This is a genomic window from Streptomyces sp. NPDC051664 (assembly GCF_044453545.1).
Classification (GTDB): domain Bacteria; phylum Actinomycetota; class Actinomycetes; order Streptomycetales; family Streptomycetaceae; genus Streptomyces.
This window is the reverse complement of sequence record NZ_JBITCU010000005.1, coordinates 166,558-183,059: the sequence shown is the minus strand read 5'-3', so window position 1 is coordinate 183,059 and position 16,502 is coordinate 166,558. Positions and strand designations below refer to the sequence as shown.

The window sequence follows — 16,502 nt, the reverse complement described above, 5'->3', positions numbered from 1 at the left end:
GCCGTCGAGTCCCAACTGTGCAGCTGCGCAACGGACTTCACGCACTTCGACGAGGCGGAGGCGATGGCCCGGCCGGCCGTCGGAACCCACCCGCACCTGGACGTGCGCGCGTACGAGGACCTCGGCGAGCGCGTCGACGGCCGACCGCGGCAGCAAGGCCGCCGACTAGCGGCTGAACCACCCGCAGAGGCAGCCTGAAACCGGCGTACCGACCGCCCCGTTCCCGTACAACCGGCTCCGGAAGGGACCCACCATGATCGAACTCTTGCCGCACCAACTTCCCGCACACTCGCGCTGGTTCCCCGCCGGAGCGCCGGGTCCTGCGGCCCTGGCCGAGCATGTCCTGACCACCGGGATCGGCCGCTTCTGGGCCGACCACGCCGTCCAGCCGCGCGCGATCGCCGTCGACTGCGCCGCACATGTACTGCTGCGTGGCGATCCCGGCGCACTCGTCCCCGCGGAGCTCGCACCGCTCGGCTCGCGCTACATCGAGGCACCCACCCGTTTCCTTCCCGTCCTTGGCGCCTCCTTCGACCGGATCATGCCGTGGGAGCGCATGGTCTACATACAGCAGGAGGAGCCGGCCTCCCTTGCGCGCACCCCCAAGGGCGTGGCCGTACGCCGTATCACCGCCGCGGATGCCACCGCACTCGCCGCACTCGGCCCGGGTGCTGCCTGGATACACGCCAGCTGGGGCGGCCCGGCCGGGCTCGCCGCCTCCGGACACGCCTGGGGCGCCTTCCACCAAGGCGCAGCCCTCGCCGTGGCGTGCACGTACTTTCTCGGCAGCGCGTACGAGGACCTCGCCGTCGTCACCGCCCCCGACCATCGCCGCCGGCAGCTCGCCCTCAGTTGTGTCACCGCGCTCTGCGCCGACGTCACGGCACGCGGCCGCACCCCCAGCTGGAGCTGCTCGCGCCACAACAGGGCCAGCCGACTGCTCGCCTGGAACGCCGGCTTCCGCCTGGTCCGCGAGTACGTCCACCACGCCACCGGCGCACCGGCCGTGCGCGGGATGACGGGGACGAGAATCCCCGCATGAAACGCCACCCGGCACTGCGGCGGCTCGCGGCACGGGTCGACCGCGAGACGGCCCGCACGGTCTTCGAGGTCACCGGCCTGGAGTGAGTCCGCCCGACTGTGCCGGATGGCCGGCTCGGGCGGCCTGCGGGGCGCGCCGTCGTCGGCCTCCGGCGCGTCAAGACGCACGTCACACCGGCGGGCGGTGCAGGGCCAGCAGCGCCTGGTCGTCATGGTTCTTCCCGCCCGCATGGCGTCGTACGTCGCGGAGCAGTGCATCGAGGGTCTGCGACGGCGTGGCGGATGGCGCTGCTCCCGTACGGCGCCGGAGCAGGTCGGGCAGTCGCGCGGCGGCGTCGTAGAACGTGCCGGTGGCATCCCTGGACTCGGTGATTCCGTCCGTGTAGCAGAGCAGGGTCGAGCCGGGTGGGAAGGAAAAGCTGTCGATCGGGAAGGCCCAGTCCCCCAGCGTGATCATCCCCAGAGGAGGCGCCTCCTGCGAGGGCTCGAGGACCCTGGCCGTCCCGTGCACGTCGAGAAGCAGCGGCGGCGGATGGCCCCGGTTCACCATCCGTACGACTTCCAGGTCGGCCGAGAACTCCGCCAGCAGAGCCGTGGTGAAGCCTTCGTGCTGCTCCAGGCCCCCGCGCCGTCCGCCCTCGCGCACCAGCGCCCGCTCCAGCGCGAGCACGAGCTGGCCCAGGTCCTCGGCCTCGTCCGCGGCGTACCGGAAGGCGCCGATGTCCGCGCAGACCGCGTTCACCGCGCTCAGTCCCTTGCCCCGCACGTCTCCGACCATGATGCGGGTGCCGTGCGGGGTGCTCTGCACGACGTACAGATCCCCACCGATCATGGCCGCCTCCTCGGCGGGCACATAGCGTGCGGCGATCTCCAGCCCGTCGAGCCGTGTCGGTGGCCGGGGCAGGACGGCGCGCTGTGCCACTGCCGCGACCTGGATCGCGCGCCGGGTCCTGGCGTGCTGACGGTGCAGGCTGCGGTTGATGAAGACGGCGAGGACGGTGACGGCCAGCAGGGTGACCTGATTGGCGACGCCGCGGTGCCAGCCGAAAGTGCCGTCCACCCACGCCAGCCCGGCGTGGACCGCCATCGACACCAGTCCCACCGCGATCACGCCGCCGGGCAGCATGAGGGGAGCGGCCGAGACCGGCGCTGCCATCAGGAGCGGGGCGGACGTCACATCGGTCGGTGTCGCCACGTCGATCACCACCGCCAGCACGATGACACCGACGGGAATCCACAGGGTTCTGCTCTGCTGCGCCACTCCCCCACGCTCCATGGAAGGCGCTCGCGCCGCATCCGGGACGGTGCGAACCGTGTACGGGCGGCCGTCGTGGCGTGCGCGCCGTCCTATGCGGATGCGAAGTGCGGCACAAGTGGCGACGCTGGAAGGGTCAGGGTGAACGCACCGAGGAGGACTCATGTCCATGATGGACAAGATCAAGCACATGCTGAAGGGCCACGAGGACCAGGCGGGCAAGGGCATCGACAAGGCGGGTGACACCATCGACGACAGGACTCAGGGCAAGTACACCGGCCAGGTCGACACCGCTCAGGACAGGCTCAAGGGCCAGCTCGGTTCGGACCGCGGCCAGGACCAGCCGCCGCAGCCGCCGCAGGCCTGACCCTCACCAGGCCACCGCACCGGCAATAGACCGCTGCCGCCTCGCCTGCCCATGTTGTGAGCAGGCAGGGGCGGCCGGATGTCCGGTCGATTCCCGTGCGGTGTGGTCGAGACCCCGCTCGAGCTCGTCGGCCGGGCCGTCCTGCAGCGGGCACCGACACGTTCGACGTCTCCCGCACTGTCGAGGAACACCTCGGCCTTCGGGCACGGCGTGCACGTCTGCCTGGGCGCCCCGTCGGCACGGCTCGAAGCGACGGTCGCCTTGAAGGGATCCTTCGACCGGTTCCCCACCGCCGACCCGGCTGACCCGCAGACCGCCTGCGGATCGCGGCGTCGCTGATCCCCGACGGCCACCAGGTGCTGCCTGTCCGGCTCCGTCCCGCCAAGGCCGCTGAGCGGCTCGGACCTCTTCGAGGAGTACGTCGGTGACCACTCCACCCGCCCTTGCCGTCGAGCGCCGTCACCCGGTACGGGATGCCGCTCTCACCTGGGAGCCGAGCGAGCGCCGGGTACGCGGAAAGAAGGGCGAGACCCTCGTCGTCGACAGCCGGCGGCCCGTTCTCGTATGGGAACCCGGCCGTGCCGTGCCGCTCTACGTCTTTCCCCGGGACGACGTCCGCACCGGTCTGCTCCGTCCGGCGGCCACCCCCGAGGCAGGAGCGCACTCCGGCTCCACACTCTTCTACGACCTCGTCGTGGACGGCGTCACGGAGCCCAACGCCGCATGGACCTTCCCCGTCGCCGAACTCGCCGGACACATCGCCTTCGAGTGGTTCGGGCGCGCCGGCGTGGGTCCCGACCACTGGTACGAGGAGGAGGAAGAGATCTTCGTCCACCCACGTGACCCGTACGCTCGCGTCGACGCACTCCGCAGCTCGCGGCATGTCCAGATCGAGATCGACGGAATGCTGGTCGCGGACACCCGCAGCCCGGTCCTGCTCTTCGAGACACGCCTTCCTGTCCGCTACTACATCCCTCGCGAGGACGTCCGCCTCGACCTGTTCGCCCCGACCGGTCTGCGTACGGGATGCCCGTACAAGGGGACGGCCGAGTACTGGTCGGTGGCCGGTACGGACAGCGACGCTCCGGCGAATGTGGCGTGGAGCTACCCCGATCCCGTGCCCGCCGCGGGGGCGGTCAAGGACCTCATCGCCTTCTACAACGAAGCCGTCGACATCATCGTGGACGGAGAGCGGCTGGAACGCCCGGCCACCGGCTTCACGCGGCGTCCGGCGGGCTGACGACGCGCCGCATCGCGCTCGTACGAACTCGATGCGGCGTCTCGCCCTTGAGCCGGTGCCCGCGCACGACTCGTACGCATGGCCAACGGAACGTGGGTATGGCCGTGCGAGTCGCCCCCCCTCTCTCCAGGGTCGCCACACATCGTGGCTTCGCATCCGCACGCCGCAGCCCGGCGGAGGGCGACGACTCAGCAGATCCGGGGCAGCTGCTCTCCGATCGGCAGGTCGACCACGCGCGTCCCACCGAGCCCGGTGCGGGCCACGACCATGCCAGGATGCGCCTCCACGGCCTCGCCGATGACGGCCGCCTCCGATCCCAGCGGATGCGCCCGCATCGAATCCAGAACGGCTTCGGCGTGCTCGCGGGGGACGAACGCGACGAGTTTTCCCTCGTTGGCCACGTACATCGGGTCCAGGCCCAGGATGGCGCAGGCGTTGGCCACGGCCGGCGGGACCGGGATGTCGCGCTCCTGGAGGACGACACCGGCGCCGGAGGCCGTCGCGATCTCGTTGAGCGCCGCGGCCAGTCCCCCTCGTGTGGGATCACGCAGGACATGGAGGTCGGGGGTGACCGCGAGCATGGTCTCCACCAGGCCGCCCAGGGCCGCGCAGTCGCTCTCGATCTCCACGCCGAACTCCAGGCCCTCGCGCACACTCATGATCGCCACGCCGTGCGCGCCGATCGCACCGCTGACGATCACGACGTCGCCGGGGACCACCCGCTGAGGACGGAGATCGACGCCGGCCGGGACGAGGCCGATCCCGGCGGTGTTGATGAAGATGCCGTCGCCGTGACCGGCGTCCACGACCTTGGTGTCGCCGGTTGCCACCTCGACGCCCGCCGCGCGCGCGGCCGCGCCCAGCGCGTTGGCCACACGTGCGACGACCGAGACCTCCACGCCTTCCTCCAGGATGAAACCGCAGGAGAGGTAGGCGGCTCGGGCGCCGCTCATGGCCAGGTCGTTGACCGTGCCGTTGACCGCGAGATCGCCGATGCAGCCGCCGGGGAAGAACAGCGGCCGCACGACGTACGAGTCGGTGGAGAAGGCCAGCCGGGCGCCGCCCAGCGAAACCACGGCCGAGTCGGTCAGTTGCGCAAGCACGTCGCCCCCGTAGCCGGGCGCGAAGACGTGCTGGACCAGTTCGGCCGAGAGTGCCCCGCCGCCGCCGTGGCCCATCACCACCCGTGGTTGGTCGCGCAGCGGTGCCGGGCAGGTCCATTCCGTGAGGTCGAGTACGGCCGGCTCGCCTGGAGCGGCCGTCGCCGTGGCGGTGGTGTTCAGTGCTTCGGTCGTCTCAGGCAACGGGGCTCGTCTCCCTGGCTGCGGTGGTGATGTCCAGTCGCCGGTAGAGGTAGTACGCGGCGCAGGCGCCCTCGCTGGAGACCATGGTGGCCCCGAGCGGGTTGCGCGGAGTGCAGGTGGTGCCGAACGCCTCGCACTCGTGGGGCTTCAGCAGTCCTTGCAGTACCTCACCGCTGCGGCACGCGGCGGGTTCCTCGGTGTCGATGCCGGTGACGGAGAAGCGGTACTCGGCGTCGTAGTCCCGGTAGCGCGTGGAGAGCCGCCAGCCACTGTCGGGGATGGTGCCGATGCCGCGCCAGGCACGGTCGGTGATTTCGAAGACGTCGTCCAGCATGGCAAGCGCCGCCGGGTTCCCGTCCGGGTGCACGGCGCGCGGGTACGCGTTCTCCACGGTGTGCTCGCCGCGCTCCAGTTGCAGGACGGTGCGCCGTACGCCTTCGAGGATGTCCAGCGGTTCGAAACCGGTGACCACAATGGGCACCCGGAACCGTTCGGCCAGCTCCGGGTACTCCCGCGTGCCCATCACGCTGCACACGTGGCCGGCGGCGAGGAAGCCCTGCACCCGGCAGCTCGGCGACTGCATGATCGCCTCGATGGCCGGGGGAACCCGCACATGGGACACCAGGAGGCTGAAGTTCGCGATACCGAGCCTGCGCGCCTGATACACCGTCATGGCGTTGGGCGGCGCGGTGGTCTCGAATCCGATCCCGAAGAAGACCACCTCGCGGTCGGGGTTCTGCTGGGCGATCTTCAGGGCATCGAGTGGCGAGTAGACGACCCGCACATCGCCGCCCTCACTTCGGACCCGGAACAGGTCGCGGCCGGTTCCGGGGACCCGGAGCATGTCCCCGAACGAGCAGAAGATCACCTCGGGGCGGGAGGCGATGGCCAGTGCCTTGTCGATGACCTCCAGCGGCGTGACGCAGACGGGGCAGCCCGGGCCATGGATCAGTTCGACCTGTTCCGGCAGGAGTTGATCGATGCCGTGCCGGATGATGGTGTGCGTCTGTCCGCCGCAGACCTCCATCAGCGCCCAGGGCCGGGTCACCACGGAGTGGATGTCGTCGAGCAGCCGGCGCGCCAGGTCCGGGTTCTGGAACTCTTCGATGTACTTCACTGCTGCACCTCCTCGGGTGCGTCGGCACCACCGGACCCGGACGTGTCGCCGGCCTCCGCGGCCCTTTCCCATGGGTCACCGAACTCCTCCTGGAGCAGGCCGAGTTCGGCGAACAGTTCGAGCGTCTTCCTGGCCGACTCCTCGTCCAGCCGCTGCAGCGCGAATCCCACATGGACGATGGCGTATTCACCGACCTGGAGATCCGGCAGATACTCCAGGCACACTTCTTTGACCACACCGCCGAAGTCGACGGTGGCCATCCGGGTACCGTCACGCTCCTCGATGTCCATCACTCTGCCGGGTACCGCCAGGCACATGGCTGCTCCTTGCTGTGGGGGGCGTCGCCCGGCTCTGCCGGGCCGGACGTCAGTCGGCGGCTGCGCCGGTGCACGCCACCACATTGCGGGTGGCCACCATGAGCTGGCCGAGCGCCAGTCCGCCGTCGTTCGGGGGGACCTCGCGGTGACGCAGGACGGTGAAACCGTTCTCCTTCAGCGTCCGGGCGCACCGGGAGGAGAGCAGGGTGTTGGCGAACACACCGCCGGTCAGGGCCACTTCGTACAGGCTGTACTGTTCGCGGGCTGCGACGCACACCTGGAGCACGACATCCGCGACGGCCGCGTGGAAGCGTGCGGCGACCAGTGCCGTCGCCGCACCGGCGCGCACGTCGTCGACGACGGCTGCGAGTACCGGCGAGGGGTCCATGACCAACGGCTGTCCGTCGACCGGGTCCGCCGGGCGCAGCGCGAAACCGTACCCGGGTCCGGGGTCCGCGGCGGCGGCGACGGCGGCGGCCTCCAGTTCGACGGCGGCCTGGGCTTCGTACCCGGCGCGGTGGCAGACGCCCGCCAGCGAGGAGACCGCATCGAACAGCCGGCCCATGCTGGAGGTGGGGACGCAGTTGAGGTTGCGTTCCAACTGGCGCAGCAGCACCTGTCGTTCGTCCGGCGGACAGGCTGCCGTGCAGGGCAGATCGTCCGTCCAGCCGATGCCTGCCGCGTACAGATGGGCCAGCGCCATCCGGTAGGGCCGGTGTACGGCGGCGTCGCCGCCGGGCAGCGGCGCGTACGCGAGGTGTGCGAAGCGGAGACAGGCGTCGTAGTCGGCCAGCATGATCTCGCCGCCCCACACCGCCCCGTCGTCCCCGTATCCGGTGCCGTCGAACGCGACGCCGATCACTCGGCGGCTGCCGTCCCGGCCGTGCTCGGCCATCGCGGCGGCGATATGGGCGTGGTGGTGCTGTACGCGCACGACCGGTCGGCCGTCGGCTCGGCGCAGCGCCCACTGGCCGGTGCGGTAGCGGGGATGCCGGTCGGTCGCCAGGATGCCGGGCCGCACGCCGGTGAGGGTCTCCATGTGTTGTTCGGCGCGCGCGAAGGCCTGCTGCGTGTCCAGGTCGTCCATGTCGCCGACGTGGGCGGACAGCCAGGCCCTTCGCTCCTCTGCGAGGCAGAAGGTGTTCTTCAGGTCGCCGCCGGTGGCGAGAGTCGCAGGCACCGGGTGGGGCAGGGCGAGCGGCAGCGGGGCGTAGCCGCGTGAGCGGCGTACGATCAGCCGCTCCCCGTCGCAGACGCGCACCACGGAGTCGTCGCACGGCACATGGATCGGACGGTCGTGCGTGAGCCAGGCGTCGGCCAGGTGGGCGAGCCGCTCGAGCGCCTCGTCGTCGTCCGTGACGATCGGTTCACCGGCCACGTTGCCGCTGGTCATGACGAGCAGGCGCGGTCCCGGCGGGTCACCGGGCAGGCCGAGCAGCAGGTGGTGCAGCGGGGTGTACGGGAGAATGATGCCGAGGTCGGGGCTGCGCGGGGCGACGGCATCGGACGGCCAGGGGGTTCGGGGGTCCGGGCGGGCACCGGCGCGCCGCCGCAGCAGGACGACGGGCCGGACACCGCCGGTGAGCAGGGCCCGCTCCTCATCGCCCACATGCACGAGGTGCGCGATGTCGTCGATGTCCCGCGCCATGATGGCGAACGGCTTGTCGCCTCGAGCCTTCCGACGCCGCAGCAGGGACACCGCGGCGGAGTTCTCGGCATCGCAGGCGAGATGGTGACCGCCGAGCCCCTTGACCGCGAGGACCGCACCGTCCGACAGCAGCCGGCGCGCCTCCGCGACGGGATCGAGTCCGGCTGCGCACTGCGTGGGCGTGGTGCCGTCCGGCCGCCCGACGAGCAGGCGCAGCTCAGGGCCGCAGGCGGGGCAGGCGACCGGCTGGGCGTGAAAACGCCGGTCGGCGGGGTCGGCGTACTCACGGGCGCAGTCGGCGCACATCGGGAAGCGGGCCATGGTCGTGTGCGCGCGGTCGTACGGCACCGCGGTGACGATCGTGAACCGGGGCCCGCAGTGCGTACAGGTGATGAACGGGTGGCGGTGGCGCCGGTCGGCCGGATCGGCCAGTTCGGTGAGACAGTCGGCGCAGGTGGCCACGTCCGGGGAGACCAGTGTGCGGGCCGGTCCGCCGGTGCGGGAGTCCACGATGCTGAAGTGGGATCCGCCCGCGGCCGGGACCTGCGTGTGGTCGACGGAGTCCACCCGGGCGAGCGGGGGTGCCTCCGCTGCGATCCGGTCGCAGAACAGGGCCACGGCGGCCGGGGCGCCCTCGACCTCGGCAACGACGCCTTCGCTGGTGTTGGTGACGTGTCCGGCCAGGCCCAGCCCGGTGGCCCGGGCGTACAGGTAGGGCCGGAATCCGACACCCTGCACGACGCCGCGGACGACGACCCTTCGGCGCTCCACGGCTCCCGCGAGGGCGGCGGCGCCGGACTGTGGGCTCGTCACGAGCGGTACTGCGCCACGGAGTCGGGTGCTGTCGTCATGACGAGCGGCTCGTCGGGGTGCGCGTGTGCGTGGGGGCCGGTGTGCGGGTGTTCGTGGGTACCCAGGTCCGGATGGGTGTGCGTATGCATGCCGGTGTGCGCGTGGGTGTGCGAGCCGCCGTGCGCGCCGTGGTCACGATGGGTGTGGGTGTCGTCGTGCGTACCCACGTCGCCGTGGGTGTGCGTGTACTGGTGGTACGGGTGCTGCCGGGCCATCACCGGTGTGTGGACCGGGGCGCCTTCACCGGCGGCCAGCGCCCGGTCGAGCAGCGTGCCCACCCCCTCACCGCGGCGGGCGGCGGTGAGCACCACTTCCACACCGGGGTTGACCTGCTGGACATGGGCCCGGAACGCGGCCTCGTCGAAGTCGACGGCCTCTGCGATGTCCGTCTTGGTGACCACGACGAGCTGGGCCAGTCCGAATGCGGTGGGGTACTTCAGCGGTTTGTCCTCGCCTTCCGTCACGGAGGCGAGGACGACCCTGAGCGTCTCCCCCAGGTCGTACGAGGCGGGGCAGACCAGGTTGCCCACGTTCTCCACGAAGAGGATCCGGGTCCCGTCGGGCAGCCAGTTGTCGAGGTGGCGGCCGAGCATGCCGGCCTCCAGGTGGCAGAGTCCGTCGGTGAGCACCTGCTTGACGGGGGCGCCGGACCGGGCCAGCCGTACGGCGTCGTTCTCGGTGGCGAGGTCTGCGGTGAGTGCGGCGACCGGCACTCCTCTTTCGCGGGCCCGGCCGAGTTCGCGTTCCAGCAGTTCGGTCTTGCCACTGCCGGGGCTGGAGAGCAGGTTGACGACGGTGGTGCCGCGGGCGGTGAGCCCGGCTCGCAGGCTGTGCGCCGTCGCGTCGTTCTTGGCGAGTACCGCCTGCTGCAGGTCGACTTCACGGCACATCGTTCAGTGCTCCTGGGAGATCGGTTCGCGGGTGTGTTCGGGTGCGGCGCCGTCCTGCCAGTGCACGCTGAGGATCTGCAGCTCGCGGCCCGACAGGAGTTCGGCGGTCGCCTCGCCGCAGACCGGACAGCACAGCTGCGGCGGCATGCCGACCGCCCATTCGTCCGCGCAGGGCATGCACCGCGCGCGGGCCGCCACGGAGTCGATGACGAGTTCGGCTCCTTCCAGGACGGTCCCGGCGCAGGCGAGTCCGAAGCAGAAGGACAGGGCGTCGGGGACGACTCCGGCCAGTTCCCCGACCTGGAGCCGGACGGACCCGACCGAGGTGGCTCCGCCTGCCTGAGCCGCCTCTTCCACCTGGTCGACGACGGCCATGGCGATCGACATCTCGTGCATTGGTTCTCCGTCCTGCACTGCGTCATTACAGCGGCGGGTCACGGGGGCCGGCGGACCGGCTCGCCGGTACCCGTGCGGCACATGCACCATTCGGTGCAGCCATGGGGCGGGCCCGGGCGGCAGGTGCCGTCACATGCTGCGCATCCGCAGATAACGCCTGACGTCGGGCAGGATCTGCGCGACGACGACGGCGACGGCGACGGCGCTCAGGCCGCAGACAATGATCTTCTTCATGGTGGTGTGTTCCTTCTGCTCAGTTCATGACAGTTCCGGCCGACGTCCGCCGGGCGTCGGCCGGACGGTCGGCTGCTTGTACGAGGTCCACGACCATCCGTACGGCGTGGGGCACCGCTGCGGCCACGGGGGCGCTCAGCCCGATCCCTTCGTCGACACTGTCGGGTTCGCAGCCGACGACGAGCGTGCGCCTCGGCGGTACGGCTCCGGTGCCCGCGCACAGGGTGCCGAGCAGTGCCAGGACGGCATCGGGGGACATCCGGTGGCCGTCGAGCAGCGCGTTCTGCGGTTCGACGGCTCCGGGTTCGTCGGCCTCGATCAGATACAGGGTTCCCGGGCGGCCACCGCGTGCGGTGGCGTCGATCAGGACGAGGGTGTCGTATCCGTCGAGGAGCTGATAGGCGAGATGGACGCCCCGTACGCCGATGTCGACGGTCTCGACGTCGTCGGGGAGCCGGTGCGAGGACAGTGCGTGCACCGTCTCGACGCCGAAGCCGTCGTCGCCGAGGAAGATGTTCCCGATCCCGGCGACGAGGGTCCTCGCGTGCTGCTGCGCAAGGGCGTTCACGCGTCCTCCAGGGGGGCGATCTCGTCCGGCTGGAAGTACAGGAAGCGCCCCTGCTCGCGGCGGATGTCCGCGCCCGGGTCGCCTTCCACGGTGACCGCGAGGTGCACTCCGCCGTCGACGTCGTGGAGCACTGCTTCGACCTGTGCGCTGCGGCCCTTGAGGAACAGGTCCTGGGCGTCGGTCCGCCGGAGCCCCGGTCGCAGGAGGACGCGGCTGCCCACGCCCACGGACCGTCCGTCCACCAGGATCCGGTCCCGGGCCGGGTCGGCGGTGTCGTCGCTCGCCGGGTCCCACCACGGGGTGTCGGGCCGGAGTACCCCGCGGGTGTCGATCAGGTCCACGCCGTCCGGGACGGGGTCCTGCGCGGCGGGCGGGGGCGTGTCGGGTCCGGTGATCTCCCGCAGGGCCCGTACCGCGCCGTGCAGCCGCTCCAGGACCTCGGGGGGCATGGACTCGGCCAGGTCGATGACGGCTGCCGCCCTGGGATCGGTACCGCGTGCCTCGCGCTTCTCCTGGTCGGTCAGGGCCGCCGTACGCAGGGCGAGGATCTCGTCGATCTCGGTGGCGTCGTAGAGCGTGCCCGGGCTCTCGGGAGCGATGGCCGGATGGTCCTCCAGGATGATCGGGGACGACAGCATCAGGTCCGTGCGCCCGGGTTCCCCGGCGAGCACCGGCCAGGTGTGCAGGTTGCGGCAGGCCGCGACCGCACCCTTGGCCCATTCCGGCGGGTCCGTCATCGACAGGAACGATCCCGCGCTGAGACCCAGCAGCAGGTGCGCGGCGACCAACGACCGTGGGAGCGCGGCCTCCCGGTCGGCCCCGGCGGAGTCGGGCGTCCAAACGCTGGTGTTCTCCACCACGGCGGTGAGCCTCATGACCCGGTAGGGGCCGTCGAGTTCGCGGGCGGACACCAGCACAGCACCGCTGATCTCCTCGCAGCGGCGGACCAGGCGGCCCACCGTCCTCCCGTCCGCGTCCAGGACGGGTTCGGTCTCCTCACGGGCGGGCCGGGTGAAGGGGACGGTGACTCCGTCCCCGGTCAGTTCGGCGACGTCCACGACCACTTCGACGCGTTCCTCGGCGCCCTCGTCCCACGGGACCAGCACCCGGTCGGCCAAATCGAGTCGGTCCACGGTCTCGAATGTGCCGTCGTCGAGGACCTGTTGCACCGTCCGTCGCTGGGCGTGCAGGAACCGTGCCTCGACTGCGAGCGTCGCGCCGGGCTTCGGTTCCATCAGGCACTCGGTGTGCTGGAAGTCGTGCTCCTCGCGGTCGGCGCCCCAGCCGGGCGGCACGAGCACCCCGAACTGCCAGCGCAGCCGGTTCTTGGCCGCGGAGGCCCGGTACGGGTACAGCACATAGCCCTCGAAGAGGACGGTGTCGGCGACCTGCCGGGCGGTGGCGAACCGGGACTCCAGTGCGGGCGTGAGCAGGGATGCGGTCACGGCGCCGTCCTCTCGGTGACGCGGGGCAGAACGGGCCGGCGCGCCGGGCGCTCAGGGGTCGGAGTCCCGGCGGCTCCGGCCAGGTCGATCAGCGACTGGACGGTCGCCTCCCAGGACGGCAGGGCCTGCCGCGAGCGGAAGGCGAGCAGCGCGTTCATGGTGTCGCGCGGCAGCCGGATCCAGCCGCAGCCCGGGAAGTGCTGCTCGATCATGTCCTTCCACACCGCCACCGGCATACGGCAGGAAGCCTCGCGGTCCCAGGGCACCGGCTCGACGTGGAAGCCGCTGTCCCCGGTGAAGGCGGTGCCGGAGAAGAGCAGGAGGAGCGGCACCTCGCCGTCCTGGAGCGCGTCGAAATACCGTGTCGCGGCGACGTCCAGGTCGTAGGTGCAGGGCACGACGAGGTCCACCTCGGTCACCGTGGTGAATGACGGGACCATCAGGGATACCTGGGCGAACTGCACGGGCTGGAGCGTGTTTCCCCAGCGTGAGCGGTCACCGAAGAGGTCGTGCAGTCCGTCCGCCTCGGCCTGCTCGTAGCCGCGCCGGCCGGGTTCGATACGGATCTGGCAGCGGAGCGCGAGGGCATGCACCCGGGCTTCCGCGGACGCGGTGATGCGCAGCCGGAAGACCAGTGTGGGGCCCGCCGCGTACGGGTCGGCGCGGACTCCGGTGCAGGTGAAGGCGAATTCCGTCACCGCGGCTGCCCCTTCCCCTGGGTCCGGGCGGCGCGTCCCTCGACGTGCTCGAAGAACGCCTGGAGGTCGGCCCTCGCCTCGGCCCCGCCGTCGAAGCCCTGCCAGAGGAGGCGCATGCGTCCCACCAGCTCGTAGCAGATGTCGATCGGTACGAGGTAGCACTCGGCCCGGCCCTCCGTGCGGCGCATCAGCAGCGCCTCGACGTCGGGTTCGAGCAGCGCGGCGAGGCGAGTGGTGCCGAGCACGGTCTGCCAGGTCTCCGGGTCGAGTTCGCTCTCGGTCGCTCCGGCCGGGCTCGGGTAGAGCGCGACCAGTCGGTCCAGAGCGGCGTTGCGGAAGAAGAACGCGACGCCGACCGGGATCTGCAGGAGTTCCCACGCACCGTCGTCGAGACGGTGGTCCGGATCGGACAGATAGCGGTCCGGGACCGTTCTGAAGCGTCCGTGGGCTGCGCCCGGCCGCTCGAAGAGCAGGGCGCACGGGGTGCACGCGCAGGCCAGCGCCCGCTTCTCGGTGTCCACGAGATGCCGATGGCCACCCTCGGTCACGGGCACGCCGCACAGCTCGCAGCACTCCTGCCGGGGTTCCGGCGGCGTGGTGAACCTGCGCAGGCCTCGGGGGCGGGCAACGGGCGCCGGGCGCCCGGCGGGTGCCTGGGGTGCGATCATGGCGCCTTCGCCTCAACGGCCTGCCCGGTCACGGAAGATCCGGCCGGCGGACGGGTGGCGATCTGGAGCAGCGGTGGCTCCCGGTCGGTGGTCGAGGGCTCCATCTCCACCTGGTTCACTTCCGGTACGAAGCAGGCCAGCGCGTCCTCGACGCTGCGCCGGGTCGCCGCGCCCGTGCTCGGGCAGCCGCAGCCACCGCCGTCACCGGCTTCGGACGAGGCGCGCAGCCGCAGAATGCCGGTCTCCTCGTCGAAGCCGACGACCTCGACAGGGTCACGGACGGAGTCGAGGGCGCGCGCGATCCGCGTGCCGATGTCCTCCGGGTGCAGGTCGTGCAGGGCCAGCAGGCTCGACACGAGTTCGTCGTCGAGCAGTGCGGCGAGCGGTCCGCTGCCGGTTCCGTGGTCCGCGGGGGTGCTCAGGCGGTCGACGATACGGGCCAGGCCGGCGCCGTAGAAGTCCATCAGGACCCGCACCAGATCCTCGGCCGCGGCACCCACTTCCTGGTCTCCGATGGTGGTCAGGCGGTCGAGCAGCTCTTCGACCCGCTGTCCGGCCTCCACGGCGTCGACGGCTCGCGGCGGTGCGACGGCCGACGGGGCTGCGGGGCTCATCCGGCCAGTCCGCTCAGTCCGGTGGGCACGTGCATCTGCTTGACGGTCCTGCCGTCGCCCACGTACATGTGGACGCCGCACGGCAGACAGGGGTCGAAGCTGCGGACCGCCCGCATGATGTCGATGCCCTTGAAGTTCTCCGGGGTGTTCTCCTCGAAGATCGGCGTGTTCTGCACCGCGTCCTCGTACGGGCCGGGGGTGCCGAACGTGTCCCGGGTGCTGGCGTTCCACGGAGTGGGCGGATAGGGGTGGTAGTTGGCGATCTTGCCGTCCCTGATCACCATGTGGTGGGAGAGCACGCCCCGTACGGCCTCCGTGAAGCCGACGCCGATGCTCTCGTCCGGCACGTCGAACTTCTCCCAGGTCTGGGTGCGTCCGGCGCGGACCTCCTCGAGCCCCTTCTCGGCACAGTGCAGCGCGATCGCGGCGGCATACGCCTGGAAGTAGGTGCGGGCGCGGTTGCGTTCCAGCGCGTTGCTCCACTTCGGGATCTTCCACTCGAAGGTGGTCTCGGGCTTGGTCATCGTGCGCGGCAGGTTGATGACGACGCTGTGGCCGGTGGCCTTCACATAGCCGACGTCGACGAGCCCGGACAGGGCGGTGGACCAGAGGCGGGCGATGGGGCCGCCGCCGGTGTCCAGTGCCAGGTGGTCCTTGCCGTCGAACCAGCGGGGCGACATCACCCAGCTGTACTTGTCGTCGAAGTTCCGCTTCTGCGGGGCGGGGATGGTGTGCTGGTTCCACGGGTGGCGGGGGTCCACCGGGTTGCCCAGCGGGTCGTGGGTGACGAACTGTTCCCGGCCCTGCCAGTCGTCGTAGTACGAACTGCCGAGCAGGATCCGGATGCCGAGGTTGATCTCGGTGAGGTCGTTGGTGACCAGTTTGCCGTCCACGATCACGCCTGGGGTGACGAACATCTTCCGTCCCCAGTCCGTCATGTTGGCGTACGTGAAGTCGCAGTACTCGGGGTCGTTGAGCGCTCCCCAGCAGCCGAGCAGCACCCTTCGGCGGCCGACCTCCTCGTACCCGGGCAGCGCCTCGTAGAAGAAGTCGAACAGGTCGTCGTGCAGGGGGACGACCCGCTTCATGAACTCCACGTACCGCATGAGGCGGCTGAGGTAGTCCGTGAAGAGCTGGACGGACGCGATCGTTCCCACACCGCCCGGGTAGAGCGTGGAGGGGTGCACATGGCGCCCTTCCATCAGGCAGAACATCTCCCGCGTGTAGCGGCTCACTTGAAGAGCCTCGCGGTAGAACTCTCCCTCGATGGGGTTGAGGGAGCGCATGATGTCGGCGATCGTGCGGTAGCCGTGCTCCCCGGCGTGCGGCGCCTCGGTGCGCTCCGCGAGTTCCAGGACTCCGGGGTTGGTCTCGCGGACCATCTTCTCGCAGTAGTCGACCCCGACCAGGTTCTCCTGGAAGATGTTGTGGTCGAACATGTACTCCGCCGACTCGCCCAGGTTGATGATCCACTCACCGAGGTGCGGCGGCTTCACCCCGTAGGCCATGTTCTGCGTGTAGACGGAACATGTGGCGTGGTTGTCGCCGCAGATCCCGCAGATGCGGCTGGTGATGAAGTGGGCGTCCCGAGGGTCCTTGCCCCGCATGAAGACGCTGTAGCCACGGAAGACCGACGAAGTGCTGTAGCACTCCGCGACCCGCTTCTGCTTGAAGTCGATCTTCGTGTGGATGCCGAGACTGCCTACGATCCGGGTGATCGGATCCCAGGCCATCTCGACGAGGCCACTGCCGTCGCCGGCCGCCTTCGTCGTGGATGCCATTGTGTGTGCCATAACCCTTCTGGGAAGCGGGAGTTGAGGGGGGAGCGGGGCGGAGGCGAGCCGTGCG

General features: G+C 70.7%; 18 protein-coding genes. 4 read left to right on the top strand and 14 right to left on the bottom strand.

Translation table 11 applies throughout. The annotated features are described in order from the left end of the window. Positions 1–253: 253 nt before the first annotated feature. Entirely contained in the window at positions 254–1,042 is a 789-nt protein-coding gene (locus tag ACIA8E_RS12155) for a GNAT family N-acetyltransferase (protein ID WP_399297090.1), read from the top strand. Positions 1,043–1,210: 168 nt separating this feature from the next. On the opposite strand, the gene ACIA8E_RS12150 is transcribed toward ACIA8E_RS12155, so the two are convergent. Continuing rightward, on the bottom strand, positions 1,211–2,302 hold the full coding sequence (locus ACIA8E_RS12150) for a PP2C family protein-serine/threonine phosphatase (RefSeq protein ID WP_399297088.1): 1,092 nt from the start codon (positions 2,300–2,302) through the stop codon (positions 1,211–1,213). A gap of 157 nt (positions 2,303–2,459) precedes the next feature. On the opposite strand from ACIA8E_RS12150, the gene ACIA8E_RS12145 reads away from it, so the two are divergent. From ACIA8E_RS12145 to ACIA8E_RS12135, 3 genes are all read left to right on the top strand, one after another. Further along, the gene (locus ACIA8E_RS12145; RefSeq protein ID WP_326625507.1) at positions 2,460–2,663 is read left to right on the top strand and encodes an antitoxin; all 204 of its coding nucleotides are present in this window, start codon (positions 2,460–2,462) and stop codon (positions 2,661–2,663) included. A 78-nt stretch (positions 2,664–2,741) separates the two neighbouring features. After that, positions 2,742–3,002: a hypothetical protein gene (locus ACIA8E_RS12140; RefSeq protein ID WP_399297086.1), complete on the top strand. Its 261-nt coding sequence runs from the start codon at positions 2,742–2,744 to the stop codon at positions 3,000–3,002. Between the two features lie 85 nt (positions 3,003–3,087). Continuing rightward, complete coding sequence (locus ACIA8E_RS12135) at positions 3,088–3,903, top strand: DUF427 domain-containing protein (protein ID WP_399297084.1); 816 nt, start codon at positions 3,088–3,090, stop codon at positions 3,901–3,903. A gap of 188 nt (positions 3,904–4,091) precedes the next feature. Here the strand turns inward: ACIA8E_RS12135 and hypE are convergent, their stop codons facing one another. The 13 genes from hypE to ACIA8E_RS12070 all read right to left on the bottom strand — a co-directional run bounded on the left by hypE (position 4,092) and on the right by ACIA8E_RS12070 (position 16,435). Continuing rightward, entirely contained in the window at positions 4,092–5,186 is a 1,095-nt protein-coding gene (gene hypE, locus ACIA8E_RS12130) for a hydrogenase expression/formation protein HypE (RefSeq protein ID WP_399297592.1), read from the bottom strand. Positions 5,187–5,199: 13 nt separating this feature from the next. Then, entirely contained in the window at positions 5,200–6,324 is a 1,125-nt protein-coding gene (hypD, locus tag ACIA8E_RS12125) for a hydrogenase formation protein HypD (RefSeq protein ID WP_399297082.1), read from the bottom strand. Next, positions 6,321–6,641, bottom strand: coding sequence for a HypC/HybG/HupF family hydrogenase formation chaperone (locus ACIA8E_RS12120; RefSeq protein ID WP_399297080.1), 321 nt, complete (start codon positions 6,639–6,641; stop codon positions 6,321–6,323). The genes hypD and ACIA8E_RS12120 overlap by 4 nt, the downstream gene beginning before the upstream one ends. A 49-nt stretch (positions 6,642–6,690) precedes the next feature. Then, positions 6,691–9,102: a carbamoyltransferase HypF gene (gene hypF / locus ACIA8E_RS12115; RefSeq protein WP_399297078.1), complete on the bottom strand. Its 2,412-nt coding sequence runs from the start codon at positions 9,100–9,102 to the stop codon at positions 6,691–6,693. Next, positions 9,099–10,031, bottom strand: a complete 933-nt coding sequence (gene hypB, locus ACIA8E_RS12110; protein WP_399297076.1) for a hydrogenase nickel incorporation protein HypB — start codon at positions 10,029–10,031, stop codon at positions 9,099–9,101. Before hypB ends, hypF begins: the two co-directional genes overlap by 4 nt. Before the next feature lie 3 nt (positions 10,032–10,034). Further along, entirely contained in the window at positions 10,035–10,427 is a 393-nt protein-coding gene (hypA, locus tag ACIA8E_RS12105) for a hydrogenase maturation nickel metallochaperone HypA (protein WP_399297074.1), read from the bottom strand. 129 nt (positions 10,428–10,556) lie between these two features. Further along, a complete protein-coding gene (locus tag ACIA8E_RS12100) occupies positions 10,557–10,661 on the bottom strand; it encodes a DUF6893 family small protein (protein WP_399297072.1) in 105 nt (34 codons plus the stop codon). A gap of 19 nt (positions 10,662–10,680) precedes the next feature. After that, entirely contained in the window at positions 10,681–11,229 is a 549-nt protein-coding gene (locus ACIA8E_RS12095; RefSeq protein ID WP_399297070.1) for a hydrogenase maturation protease, read from the bottom strand. Then, entirely contained in the window at positions 11,226–12,674 is a 1,449-nt protein-coding gene (locus tag ACIA8E_RS12090; RefSeq protein WP_399297068.1) for a hypothetical protein, read from the bottom strand. Before ACIA8E_RS12090 ends, ACIA8E_RS12095 begins: the two co-directional genes overlap by 4 nt. Further along, positions 12,671–13,372: a DUF6084 family protein gene (locus ACIA8E_RS12085; RefSeq protein WP_399297066.1), complete on the bottom strand. Its 702-nt coding sequence runs from the start codon at positions 13,370–13,372 to the stop codon at positions 12,671–12,673. Before ACIA8E_RS12085 ends, ACIA8E_RS12090 begins: the two co-directional genes overlap by 4 nt. Then, positions 13,369–14,040, bottom strand: a complete 672-nt coding sequence (locus tag ACIA8E_RS12080; protein ID WP_399297064.1) for a DUF5947 family protein — start codon at positions 14,038–14,040, stop codon at positions 13,369–13,371. The genes ACIA8E_RS12085 and ACIA8E_RS12080 overlap by 4 nt, the downstream gene beginning before the upstream one ends. Then, positions 14,037–14,654, bottom strand: a complete 618-nt coding sequence (locus ACIA8E_RS12075) for a hypothetical protein (protein WP_399297063.1) — start codon at positions 14,652–14,654, stop codon at positions 14,037–14,039. The genes ACIA8E_RS12080 and ACIA8E_RS12075 overlap by 4 nt, the downstream gene beginning before the upstream one ends. Then, positions 14,651–16,435, bottom strand: a complete 1,785-nt coding sequence (locus tag ACIA8E_RS12070) for a nickel-dependent hydrogenase large subunit (protein WP_399297061.1) — start codon at positions 16,433–16,435, stop codon at positions 14,651–14,653. The genes ACIA8E_RS12075 and ACIA8E_RS12070 overlap by 4 nt, the downstream gene beginning before the upstream one ends. Positions 16,436–16,502: the final 67 nt, after the last annotated feature.